The following is an 11,610-nucleotide window of genomic DNA, read 5'->3' as shown; positions in this document are numbered from 1 at the left end:
GCGTCGCTCATGCCCGCACCTCACGGCCGGTGAGGTCGAGGAACACGTCCTCCAGGCTGCGGCGCTCGACGCTCAGGTTCTCCACGAGCACGCGCTGGCCCGCGCACCACGTCGTGACCGTCGCGATCAGGTCCGGGGTCACCTCGCCGATGACGACGTAGCGGCCGGGCAGCTCCTCCTGCGCCTTCGTCCCGGGCGGCAGGACGTCGACGAGCTGGTCGACGGGCAGCTGCGCCACGGCGCGGAAGCGCAACTGCCCCTCGGCGCCCGATCGCGTGAGTTCGGCCGGCGAACCCTGCGCGACGATCCGGCCCGCGTCCATCACGACCACGGTGTCCGCGAGCTGCTCGGCCTCGTCGAGAAGATGCGTCGTCAGCACGACGCTCACGCCGTCGGTCCGCAGCGTGCGGATGAGTTCCCAGGTCCGGCGCCGCGACTGAGGGTCCATGCCGGCCGTCGGCTCGTCGAGGAACACGAGCTCGGGCCGCGCCACCAGCGCGAGGGCAAGCGACAACCGCTGCTGCTGGCCGCCGGAGAGCCGCTTCACGGGCGTCGATGCGACATCGGTCAGCCCGACCGTGTCCAAGAGCTGCGCGGCGTCCTGCGGGCGGGCCGCGTACGACGCGAACAGCCGCACGAGCTCCTGCGCGCTGGCTGCGGTGTACCCGCCGACGCCGGCCTGCAGCATCACGCCGACGCGCGGACGCAGCGCGGCGGCGTCACGGGTGGGATCCAGGCCCAACACCCGCACCGTCCCGGCGTCCGGGCGACGGAACCCTTCGCAGATCTCCACCGTGGTCGTCTTGCCGGCGCCGTTCGGCCCGAGCAGCGCGAGCACGGCCGCGCGCGGCACGGTGAAGCTCACGCCGTCGACCGCGCGCCGCGGCCCGTACGCCTTGACGAGATCGACGATCTCGACGGCAGGGTCCGCGGGCACGATGCAAGTCTAGGAATCGCGTGCGGGGATCAGGCGTGCAGCGCCGGCCGGTGTGACCTCGCGGGGCCGCGGGTCACAGCGCGGTCTTGACGCTGGAGGCGTACGAGTCGAGGTAGTCCTGGCCGGACAGGTCCTGCACGCACTCGCGGATCGTCTCGGTGACGTCGCGCAGCACGCGGGCGCTGCGTTCCTGCGCGGCCAGGTGGCCGAACTCAAGTACCGGTCCGAAGTGCATGGCGACCGGGGCGCGATGCCAGCGCCGGTCGCCCGGCGGCTGCACCTCGCGGGTGCCGACCAGCCCCACCGGCACCACCGGAGCACCGCTGCGGATCGCGAGCCGGGCCACGCCGGTGCGGAACTTGTGCAGCCGGCCGTCGGGGGAGCGGGTGCCCTCGGGGAAGATGCCGAGCGCGCGGCCCTCGCCGAGGACCTCCACGCCGATGTCGATCACACTCGCGGCCGAGCGGACGTCGGTGCGCGCCACCGGTACCTGACCCATCCCACGGAAGAACGCGGCCATCACGCGGCCGCGGATGCCGGGTGTGGTGAAGTACTCAGCCTTCGCGAAGTAGCAGACCTGCCGGCGCGCGCCCAGCGGGATGAAGAACTCGTCGGCGAACGACACGTGGTTCGCGGCGAGGATTACCGGGCCCTGCGAGGGCACGTGCGACGCGCCGCTGACCTCCGGCCGGTACACGGCGCGCAGTGCAGGCGCCAGGGTCAGCTCGAGGGTCCGGTACAGCACCGGGGAAACGTACCGTGACGGGTGTGAACACCGCGCCGAAATAGGTCATAATGGTGTTGTGAAATTCGCGGCGGGGCACGACGAGGGTGCGCGGCAGGCCGATCGCACCCGCGACGCCGTCGCCCGTCTCGTGCTCGAACGCGGTCCGCAGACGGCGGCGGCGTTGGGCGAGCAGCTCGGGCTGTCCGCGGCGGCCGTGCGTCGTCACCTCGACGCCCTCGTCGCCGACGGCGTACTCGCCGAGCGCGACCCACGCCCGTCCGCACACCGTGGTCGCGGTCGCCCGGCACGTGCCTACGCGCTGACCGACCGTGGGCGCGCCGCGTTCCCCCATGCCTACGACGACCTCGCCAGCACGGCGCTGCACTACCTGCGCGAGTCCGGCGGCGAGGCCGCCGTCACCGCGTTCGCCGAGCACCGGGCGGCCACCCTGGCGCAGCGGTTGCGCCACGGCGTCGCCGAGGCCGAGCAACGTGCGGGCGGTGCGAGTGCGCCGCTCGCCACACGTGCCGACGCCATGGCACAGGCGCTCACCGCACATGGCTACGCTTCGACGACGCAGGCTGTTCCCGGACCCGACGGGCAGCCGCAGGGCGTGCAGGTGTGCCAGCACCACTGCCCGGTGGCGCACGTGGCCGCCGAGTTCCCACAGCTGTGCGAGGCCGAGACGCGCGCGTTCGAGCAGGTGCTGGGCACGTACGCCCAGCGTCTGGCCACGATCGCGCACGGCGACGGCGTCTGCACCACGCACGTCCCGCTGCGCCCGCCGCCGGCGAGCGTGTCCGAGCCGCTACGACCACCAGCCGAGTCAGCACCCGCACGTTCCGGAAGGAACCCCGCATGACCACTGCACCCGAACGCACCACCCCGCTCACGCAGGACGAGCAGATCGACGCGTTGGGCCGGTACGGCTTCGGCTGGTCGGACTCCGACGTCGCAGGCGCGAGCGCCCAGCGTGGGCTGAGCGAGGCCGTCGTGCGCGACATCTCGGCGAAGAAGAGCGAGCCCGAGTGGATGCTCGCCCACCGCCTGAAAGCGCTGGGCATCTTCGACAAGAAGCCGATGCCGAACTGGGGGTCGGACCTGTCCGGCATTCATTTCGACAACATCAAGTACTTCGTCCGCTCGACCGAGAAGCAGGCGGCGAGCTGGGACGACCTGCCCGCCGACATCAAGTCCACCTACGACAAGCTCGGCATCCCCGAGGCGGAGAAGCAGCGCCTGGTTTCCGGCGTCGCTGCGCAGTACGAGTCCGAGGTGGTCTACCACCAGATCAACGAGGAGCTCGAGAGCAAGGGTGTCATCTTCATGGACACCGACACCGGCCTCAAGGAGCACCCGGAGCTGTTCCAGGAGTACTTCGGCTCGGTCATCCCCTCGGGTGACAACAAGTTCTCCGCACTCAACTCGGCGGTGTGGTCCGGCGGCTCGTTCATCTACGTGCCCAAGGGCGTGCATGTCGAGATCCCGCTGCAGGCCTACTTCCGGATCAACACCGAGAACATGGGCCAGTTCGAGCGCACGCTGATCATCGTCGACGAGGACGCCTACGTGCACTACGTCGAGGGCTGCACCGCGCCGATCTACAGCTCGGACTCGCTGCACTCGGCCGTCGTCGAGATCGTCGTGAAGAAGGGCGGCCGCTGCCGCTACACGACCATCCAGAACTGGTCGAACAACGTCTACAACCTCGTCACCAAGCGGGCCAAGGCCGAGGCCGGCGCCACCATGGAGTGGGTCGACGGCAACATCGGCTCCAAGGTGACCATGAAGTACCCGGCCGTCTGGCTGACCGGCGAGCACGCCAAGGGCGAGGTTCTCTCGATCGCGTTCGCCGGCGAGGGCCAGCACCAGGACGCCGGCGCCAAGATGCTGCACCTGGCGCCGCACACGTCCTCGACGATCATCTCCAAGTCGGTGGCGCGCGGCGGCGGTCGCACGTCCTATCGCGGTCTCGTGCAGGTGAACAAGGGCGCCCACCACAGCGCGTCGACGGTCAAGTGCGACGCCCTGCTCGTCGACGAGATCAGTCGCTCGGACACCTACCCCTACGTCGACGTCCGCGAGGACGACGTCTCCATGGGTCACGAGGCAACGGTGTCGAAGGTCAGCGAGGATCAGCTGTTCTACCTGATGAGCCGCGGCCTGTCCGAGGACGAGGCCATGGCCATGGTGGTCCGCGGCTTCGTCGAGCCGATCGCGCGGGAGCTGCCGATGGAGTACGCGCTCGAGCTCAACCGGCTGATCGAACTGCAGATGGAAGGAGCAGTGGGCTAACCGATGACAGCAACGACCGAGCGGGAAGTCACGCTCGGGAAGACTGGCTCGCCCGCTGAACGGTTCACCTCCCGCAATCCGGACGACTTCCCGATCCCGTCCACCGCGCAGGAGGACTGGCGGTTCACCCCGCTGCGCAAGATCAGCGAGTTCTTCGAGCCCTTCGAGCCCGACGGCATCATCGACGGCGACGAGTCCGTGCCCGCCGGCGCGCACGTCGACGTCGTCGATCCGTCGACGCTGGACGCGTTCGGCACCGCACTGACCCCGGCCGACCGCGTCAGCGCGCTGGCCATGGCGAATGCGCGGCGCGGGCTACACGTGCGCGTCGACGCGAATGCCGAGCTGGACGCACCGATCGTGCTCACCCGCAAGGGCATCAGCGGGCGTGCGTACACGCACCACGTCGTCGAGGTGGGTGCGAACGCCCGCGCGACGCTCGTCATCGACCACCGCGGCTCGCTGCAGGTCGCTGCCAACATCGAGTTCGTGCTGGGCGACGGCGCGGCGCTCTCCGTCGTGTCGGTCAACTCCTGCGACGAGGGCTCGGTGCAGCTGTCGTCCTACGCCGCGTCGGTCGGCCGCGACGCCAGCTACCGGTTCACGAACGTGACGCTGGGCGGGTCGATCGTGCGGATCGTGCCGACCGTCCGCTTCGCCGGACCGGGCGGGCGCGCCGAACTGCTCGGTGTCAGCTTCGCCGGCGACGGCCAGCACTTCGAGACCCGGTTGTTCGTCGACCACGACGTGCCCAACTGCACGTCCGACGTGCTGTACAAGAACGCGCTGCTCGGCGAGTCGGCGCGCACCGTCTGGATCGGCGACGTCCGCATCCGGCCGGCGGCGACCGGCACCAGCACCTACGAGCTCAACCGCAACCTGCTGCTGTCCGACGGCGCGCGCGCCGACTCGGTGCCCAACCTGGAGATCGAGACCGGCGAGATCGCCGGCGCCGGACACGCGAGCGCCACGGGACGATTCGACGACCTGCAGTTGTTCTACCTGCAGTCGCGCGGCATCCCCGCCGACGAGGCGCAACGACTGGTCGTGCGCGGCTTCTTCGCCGACGTCGTCGACCGGATCGGCGTGCCGGACCTGCAGCGCCAGCTGATGACCGCGATCGAGGCCCGTCTGGGCTTCGCCGCCGAGAACGAGGACGAGGAAGCATCGCAATGAGCACGTTGGAGATCCGCGACCTGCACGTCACCGTGGGGGAGGGCGACGACACCACCGAGATCCTCAAGGGTGTCGACCTCGTCGTGAACTCCGGGGAGACGCACGCGATCATGGGGCCGAACGGGTCCGGCAAGTCGACGCTCGCGTACTCGATCGCCGGGCACCCGAAGTACACCGTCACCGGTGGCGCGGTCACCCTGGACGGCGCCGACGTGCTGGCGATGACCGTCGACGAACGCGCCCGCGCCGGGCTCTTCCTGGCCATGCAGTACCCGGTCGAGGTGCCGGGCGTGTCGGTGTCGAACTTCCTGCGCACCGCTGCCACCGCGACCCGCGGCGAGGCACCGAAGCTGCGCACCTGGGTCAAGGACGTCAACACCGCCATGTCGGCGCTGGAGATGGACAAGGCCTTCGCCGAACGCAGCGTCAACGAAGGCTTCTCCGGCGGCGAGAAGAAGCGGCACGAGATCCTGCAGCTGGAGCTGCTCAAGCCCAAGATCGCCATCCTGGACGAGACCGACTCCGGGCTGGACGTCGACGCGCTGCGCGTCGTCAGCGCCGGCGTCAACCGGGTGCGCGAGACCGGCATCGGCAGCCTGCTGATCACGCACTACACGCGGATCCTGCGCTACATCGAGCCCGACCAGGTGCATGTGTTCTTCGACGGCCGGATCGTTGAGTCCGGCGGCAAGGAACTCGCCGACCGCCTAGAGACCGAGGGCTACGCGCGGTTCGGCGTCAACGAGACCGCTCAGGCCTGAGCGTCATGACAGGTATCGACGTCGAGACGATCCGCAAGGACTTCCCGATCCTTGCCCGCGAGGTGCACGGCAAGCCGCTCGTATACCTCGACTCGGCGAACAGCGCGCAGAAGCCGCAGGCCGTCATCGACGCCGAGGCCGACTTCTACGCCCGCCACTACGCCAACGTGTCGCGGGCCGTGCACACCTTAGGCAGCGAGGCCACGAACGCGTTCGAGTCCGCCCGCGACACCGTGGCCGCCTTCCTCAACGCGCCGTCGCGCGACGAGATCGTCTTCACTGCGAACATCACCGCCGCGCTCAACCTGCTCGCCTACGCGTTCTCCAACGCGACGACGTTCCTCGGCGCCGAGCGGTTCCGCATCGGTGCGGGCGACGAAATCGTGGTCACCGAGATGGAGCACCACAGCAACATCGTCCCGTGGCAGCTGCTCGCGCAGCGCACTGGCGCGACGCTGCGCTGGATCCCACTCACCGAGGACGGCCGGCTGGTCGAGTCCGCCATCGACGACGTGATCACCGACCGCGCGAAGATCGTGTCCGTCGTCCATCAGTCGAACGCGCTGGGCACCATCAACCCGGTCGAGCGCATCGTCGCGCGGGCGAAGGCCGTCGGTGCCTACTCGATCATCGACGCCGCGCAATCGGCACCGCACCTACCGCTCGACGTCCAGGCACTCGGAGCGGACTTCGTCGCCTTCACCGGGCACAAGCTCTACGGTCCGAGCGGCGTCGGCGTGCTGTGGGGCCGCTACGACCTGCTCAAGGACCTGCCGCCGTTCCTCGGTGGCGGCGAGATGATCGAGACCGTGACGATGGAGGGCTCGACCTACGCCGAGCCGCCGCACCGCTTCGAGGCCGGCACGCCGATGATCGCGCAGGCGGTCGCGCTCGGCACTGCCGTCGATTACGTCACCGGCATCGGAAAGGACGCGATCCGCGCGCACGAACACGAGCTCACCGCGGCCGCCCTCGAGGGCCTGCGCTCCATCCCGGACCTGCGCATCATCGGCCCGGCCCACAACGTCGAGCGCGGCGCCACGATCTCGTTCGTCGTCCCGGGCGTGCACCCGCACGACGTCGCCCAGCTGCTCGACGAGCAGGGCATCGCGGTGCGTGCGGGTCATCACTGCGCGCGGCCGGTGTGCGTGCGCTACGGCGTGCCGGCCACCACGCGGGCGTCGTTCGGCATCTACAACACGCTGGATGAGGTCGACGCGCTTGTCGCCGGTGTTCGAAAGGTCAAGGAGGTTTTCGCGTGACCGCCTCGATGGAGTCGATGTACCAGCAGATCATCCTCGACCACTACAAGAACCCGCAGCACCACGTTTTGCCGAGCGAGTTCGATGCCGAGGTGCACCACGTCAACCCGACCTGTGGCGACGAAGTGACGCTGCGGGTCAAGCTCGTCGACGGCAACGTCGCCGAGCTTGGCTGGGACGGCGAGGGCTGCTCGATCAGCCAGGCGTCGACGTCGGTGATGAGCGAGCTCGTCAGCGGCGGCTCGGTCGACCACGCGCTGCAGTTGCAGACGAAGTTCCTCGGCCTCATGCAGTCGCGCGGTACGGCTGAGCTGAGCGAGGCCGACGAGGACGAGCTCGAGGACGCCGTCGCGTTCGAGGGCGTTTCGAAGTACCCGGCGCGCGTCAAGTGCGCGCTGCTCGGCTGGATGGCGATGAAGAGTGCCGTGAGCGAAGCGCTCGAGAAGGAGACGCAGTGACAGAGACAGCGATTCCGTCGCGCGACGACCTCGACGAGGCCATGCGCGACGTCGTCGACCCGGAGCTCGGCATCAACGTCGTCGACCTCGGGCTCATCTACGACATCCGTGTCGACGACTCCGATGCCGGCCGGGTCGTCACGGTGGACATGACCCTGACCTCCGCGGCGTGCCCGCTGACCGACGTCATCGAGGACCAGGCGCACTCCGCGCTCACCGGCGGTCCCACCCCGTTGGCGGTCGACGTGAAGATCAACTGGGTGTGGATGCCCCCGTGGGGGCCGGAGAAGATCACCGACGACGGCCGCGAGCAGTTGCGCGCCCTCGGCTTCAACGTCTGAGTCCAGGCCGGCGTCGTGTCCGCACGCGAGCGGCGCGCGACGGCCGACGACGTCCACGAACTGGCGGCGGCCATGCCGCACAGCGTCGTCACCCATTACGACAGCGGCGTCACCGTGTACGCGGTCGGCGGCAAGTCGTTCGTCTTCTTCCGCAATCCCCGCCCGGACGCGGTCGATCCGGTCACGAAGGAGCGGTACTCCGACGTCATCGTCCTGTGGGTGCCGTCGGAAGCGGACAAGCAGGCGCTGGTGCAGGACACGAGCACGCCGTTCTTCACCACCGCGCACTTCGACGGCCACACCTCGGTGCTCGTGCGTGCCAGCCGGCTCGCCGAGCTGACCCGCACGGAGCTGGCCGAGGTGGTGCAGGACGCCTGGTTGTGCCGCGCATCCCGGCGGCGCGCGGACGACTGGCTTGCCGCGCATCCGCCGCGTTAGCCGGCCTGAACGCGGTCGCTCACCGCAGGAAGCCACGCTTGGTACCGGGTCAGCGCGGTCGCGAAGATCGACTTGCCGCGCTCACCCGGTACCAAGCGCTCCCGCAGCGCGGACGACCGGCTCGCCGCGCATCGGCTGCGTTGACAGTCCCTAGAGTGACGGAGTGACCCGTGAGCTCATCCCCGGCGCGCGCGCCGACGTCGACACCGACCTTTTCACCTACCGCAGCCTGCTCGACGACACGGAGGTCGAGCTGCTCGGCGGCCTGCGCGACTGGCTCGAGGAGCACCTGGCTCCGGTAGTCGACGATCACTGGGCGCGCGCGGAGTTCCCGCACGACCTCATCCCGAAGGTCGCGGGTCTCGACATCATGGGGCTGGCGCTGGACATGTCCGAGCGGCCGGCGCGCCGCCGCCTGCTGTCCGGCTTCGTCGGCCTGGAAATTGCGCGCATCGACGCCTCGTTCGCGTCCTTCTACGGCGTGCACAGCGGGCTGGCGATGGGCAGCATCCACCAGTGCGGCTCGGACGAGCAGCGCGAGCGGTGGCTGCCGGCCATGCGGCGGCTGGACAAGATCGGCGCCTTCGGGCTGACCGAACCGCACGGCGGCTCGGACGTCGCCGGCGGCCTGGAGACCACCGCACGGCGCGACGGCGACGAGTGGGTCATCGACGGCGCCAAGCGTTGGATCGGCAACGGCACCTTCGCCGACCTGATCGTGGTGTGGGCACGCGATGTCGCCGACGATCAGGTCAAGGCGTTCGTCGTGGAGAAAGACATGCCCGGCTTCGCCGCAACGAAGATGGAGAACAAGCTGGCTCTGCGCATCACGCAGAACGCCGACCTGACCTTCGACGGCGTCCGGGTGCCGGAGGCGAACCGGCTGCAGAACGCGAACTCCTTCAACGACACGAATGCGGTGTTGCGCAGCACCCGCGGCAGCGTGGCCTGGAGCGCGGTGGGCGTCATGACCGGCGTCTACGAGGTCGTCGTGCAGTACGCCAAGGACCGCATCCAGTTCGGCCGGCCCATCGCCGGGTTCCAGCTGATCCAGGACCATCTCGCGACGATCCTCGCCAATCTGTCCGCCGCTCTCGGCATGGCCGCACGTGGCTCGCAGCTGCAGGACGAAGGTGTGTTCCGCGACGAGCAGGGCGCGCTGGTCAAGTCGTTCTGCACGACCCGCCTGCGCGAGAGCGTCGCGCTGGCGCGCGAGGTCATGGGCGGCAACGGGATCCTGCTCGAGTACGGCATGGCCCGCTTCTTCAACGACGCGGAGGCGCTGTACTCCTACGAGGGCACTCGGGAGATCAACACGCTGATCGTCGGCCGCTCGATCACCGGTGAGAGCGCCTTCACCTGAACCCCATAAACGTCTTCCCACCCGGGATGGTCGCGATTTCCGCCGCAATCGCGACCATCGCGGGTGGGAAGGCGCGTACTGGTGCTCGCGTTACCCTGGATGACGTGGTGATCCAGGCGCACAGCTGACGTGGCCCGTTCGGCGCCACCCGTCTGTCCTCGTCGCCCCAGGAGCTTTCGCAATGATCACTGCCCACGACCTCGAGCTGCGTGCGGGCGCGCGCATCCTGCTCGAACCGACGACGCTGCGCGTGCAGCCCGGCGACCGCATCGGCCTGGTCGGGCGTAACGGCGCCGGCAAGACCACCACGCTGCGCACCTTCGCCGCCGAGACGCTGCCGCACGCCGGCCGCGTGGAGCGCACCGGCCCGGTCGGTTACCTGCCACAGGATCCGCGTACCGGTGACCTGCAGGTGCTGGCCCGGGACCGCGTGCTGTCGGCCCGCGGCCTCGACGTGCTCGTCACCGACATCGCCAAGACGCAGGTCGAACTGGCCGAACGGCCGGACGACGACGCCCTGCTCCGCCGCTACGGCGCGCTGGAGGAACAGTTCACGGCGCGGGGCGGATATGCCGCCGAGAGCGAGGCGGCGCGGATCTGCGCGAACCTGGGCCTGCCCGAACGCGTGCTGGCACAGCAGCTGGAGACGTTGTCCGGTGGGCAGCGCCGCCGTGTCGAGCTCGCCCGCATCCTGTTCGCCGATTCCGGTGCCGAACCCACGGCGCTGCTGCTCGACGAACCCACCAACCACCTCGACGCAGACTCGATCGCCTGGCTGCGCGACTTCCTGCGCCAGCACACCGGCGGCCTGGTCCTCATCAGTCACGATGTCGGGCTGCTCGACGCGGTGGTCAACAAGGTCTGGTACCTCGACGCGAACCGGTCCGTGGTCGACGCGTACAACGTCGGCTGGCAGACGTACCTCAAGCAGCGCGAAGCCGACGAGCGGCGCCGGCACCGTGAGCGCGCCAACGCTGAACGCAAGATCGAGTCATTGCGTGGCCAGGCGGACAAGATGCGGGCCAAAGCCACCAAGGCACGCGCGGCCCAGCAGATGCTGCGGCGCGCAGACGCGCTGGCCGGCGGCCTGGAGGCGGTCCGCGTGCACGACAAGGTGGCGCGGCTGCGCTTTCCCGCACCGGCGCCGTGCGGGCGTACCCCGCTCACTGCCCAGGGGATGTCGAAGTCCTACGGCTCGCTCGAGGTGTTCACCGACGTCGATCTCGCGGTGGATCGCGGCGCGCGCGTCGTGGTACTCGGGCTCAACGGAGCCGGCAAGACCACGTTGCTGCGGCTGCTGTCCGGCATCGAAGCCGCGGACACCGGCGAGGTGCGCGCGGGCCACGGACTGCGGCTCGGCTACTACGCGCAGGAGCACGAGACGCTCGACCACGACCGCACCGTGCTGGAGAACATGCGCACGTCCGCGTCCAGCGTCGGCCGGTCTGATCTCAACGACACCGAGTTGCGCAAGATCCTCGGCGCCTTCCTGTTCAGCGGCGACGACGTGGACAAACCGGCTGGTGTGCTCTCCGGCGGTGAGAAGACGAGGCTGGCGCTGGCCATGCTGGTGACGGGCGCCGCGAATGTCCTGTTGCTCGACGAGCCGACGAACAACCTGGACCCGGTCAGCAGGGATCAGGTGCTCGATGCACTGCGCACGTACACCGGCGCGATCGTGCTGGTGACGCACGACGAGGGCGCCGTCGAGGCGTTGGACCCGGAGAAAGTGATCCTGCTGCCGGATGGCGTGGAGGACTCGTGGAGCGCCGAACTAGCTGACCTGATCACCCTGGCCTGACGCGCGTCGTGTATCGGACGCGCCGCAGCCGGTCTGGCGCATACGGCACGA

12 protein-coding genes are annotated in these 11,610 nt (G+C 69.4%); 10 read left to right on the top strand and 2 right to left on the bottom strand.

Annotated elements, in window-relative coordinates:
- Positions 1-7 precede the first annotated feature (7 nt).
- Positions 8-937, bottom strand: coding sequence for an ABC transporter ATP-binding protein (locus ACFFCN_RS07135; RefSeq protein ID WP_375490447.1), 930 nt, complete (start codon positions 935-937; stop codon positions 8-10).
- Between the two features lie 73 nt (positions 938-1,010).
- Positions 1,011-1,682, bottom strand: a complete 672-nt coding sequence (locus tag ACFFCN_RS07130) for a lysophospholipid acyltransferase family protein (protein WP_375490446.1) — start codon at positions 1,680-1,682, stop codon at positions 1,011-1,013.
- Positions 1,683-1,740: 58 nt separating this feature from the next.
- On the opposite strand from ACFFCN_RS07130, the gene ACFFCN_RS07125 reads away from it, so the two are divergent.
- The 10 genes from ACFFCN_RS07125 (at position 1,741) to ACFFCN_RS07080 (ending at position 11,559) form a co-directional block, all read left to right on the top strand.
- Positions 1,741-2,526: a helix-turn-helix transcriptional regulator gene (locus ACFFCN_RS07125; RefSeq protein WP_375490445.1), complete on the top strand. Its 786-nt coding sequence runs from the start codon at positions 1,741-1,743 to the stop codon at positions 2,524-2,526.
- Positions 2,523-3,959, top strand: coding sequence for a Fe-S cluster assembly protein SufB (gene sufB / locus ACFFCN_RS07120; RefSeq protein ID WP_375490444.1), 1,437 nt, complete (start codon positions 2,523-2,525; stop codon positions 3,957-3,959). The genes ACFFCN_RS07125 and sufB overlap by 4 nt, the downstream gene beginning before the upstream one ends.
- Before the next feature lie 3 nt (positions 3,960-3,962).
- Positions 3,963-5,135: a Fe-S cluster assembly protein SufD gene (gene sufD, locus ACFFCN_RS07115; protein WP_375490443.1), complete on the top strand. Its 1,173-nt coding sequence runs from the start codon at positions 3,963-3,965 to the stop codon at positions 5,133-5,135.
- Positions 5,132-5,896: a Fe-S cluster assembly ATPase SufC gene (sufC, locus tag ACFFCN_RS07110; RefSeq protein WP_375490442.1), complete on the top strand. Its 765-nt coding sequence runs from the start codon at positions 5,132-5,134 to the stop codon at positions 5,894-5,896. Before sufD ends, sufC begins: the two co-directional genes overlap by 4 nt.
- 5 nt (positions 5,897-5,901) lie before the next feature.
- Positions 5,902-7,158, top strand: coding sequence for a cysteine desulfurase (locus tag ACFFCN_RS07105; RefSeq protein WP_375490441.1), 1,257 nt, complete (start codon positions 5,902-5,904; stop codon positions 7,156-7,158).
- A gap of 8 nt (positions 7,159-7,166) precedes the next feature.
- Positions 7,167-7,616, top strand: coding sequence for a Fe-S cluster assembly sulfur transfer protein SufU (gene sufU, locus ACFFCN_RS07100; RefSeq protein WP_375490461.1), 450 nt, complete (start codon positions 7,167-7,169; stop codon positions 7,614-7,616).
- The gene (locus ACFFCN_RS07095) at positions 7,613-7,957 is read left to right on the top strand and encodes a metal-sulfur cluster assembly factor (RefSeq protein WP_375490440.1); all 345 of its coding nucleotides are present in this window, start codon (positions 7,613-7,615) and stop codon (positions 7,955-7,957) included. The genes sufU and ACFFCN_RS07095 overlap by 4 nt, the downstream gene beginning before the upstream one ends.
- 15 nt (positions 7,958-7,972) lie before the next feature.
- Positions 7,973-8,395, top strand: a complete 423-nt coding sequence (locus ACFFCN_RS07090; RefSeq protein WP_375490439.1) for an MmcQ/YjbR family DNA-binding protein — start codon at positions 7,973-7,975, stop codon at positions 8,393-8,395.
- A 163-nt stretch (positions 8,396-8,558) separates the two neighbouring features.
- The gene (locus ACFFCN_RS07085; RefSeq protein WP_375490438.1) at positions 8,559-9,758 is read left to right on the top strand and encodes an acyl-CoA dehydrogenase family protein; all 1,200 of its coding nucleotides are present in this window, start codon (positions 8,559-8,561) and stop codon (positions 9,756-9,758) included.
- 181 nt (positions 9,759-9,939) lie between these two features.
- Positions 9,940-11,559, top strand: a complete 1,620-nt coding sequence (locus ACFFCN_RS07080; RefSeq protein ID WP_375490437.1) for an ABC-F family ATP-binding cassette domain-containing protein — start codon at positions 9,940-9,942, stop codon at positions 11,557-11,559.
- The last annotated feature ends 51 nt before the right edge of the window (positions 11,560-11,610 follow it).

It is taken from the genome of uncultured Jatrophihabitans sp. (genome assembly GCF_964246335.1).
Classification (GTDB): domain Bacteria; phylum Actinomycetota; class Actinomycetes; order Mycobacteriales; family Jatrophihabitantaceae; genus Jatrophihabitans.
The sequence above is the reverse complement of the archived record's forward strand: the minus strand, read 5'-3'. Positions and strand labels throughout refer to the sequence as shown.

What these genes read in the sequence shown, in the direction of transcription:
- sufB (WP_375490444.1), top strand. Translation starts at nt 2,523, where the DNA reads ATGACCACTGCACCCGAACGCACCACCCCGCTCACGCAGGACGAGCAG.
- sufD (WP_375490443.1), top strand. Translation starts at nt 3,963, where the DNA reads ATGACAGCAACGACCGAGCGGGAAGTCACGCTCGGGAAGACTGGCTCG.
- sufC (WP_375490442.1), top strand. Translation starts at nt 5,132, where the DNA reads ATGAGCACGTTGGAGATCCGCGACCTGCACGTCACCGTGGGGGAGGGC.
- ACFFCN_RS07105 (WP_375490441.1), top strand. Translation starts at nt 5,902, where the DNA reads ATGACAGGTATCGACGTCGAGACGATCCGCAAGGACTTCCCGATCCTT.
- sufU (WP_375490461.1), top strand. Translation starts at nt 7,167, where the DNA reads ATGGAGTCGATGTACCAGCAGATCATCCTCGACCACTACAAGAACCCG.
- ACFFCN_RS07080 (WP_375490437.1), top strand. Translation starts at nt 9,940, where the DNA reads ATGATCACTGCCCACGACCTCGAGCTGCGTGCGGGCGCGCGCATCCTG.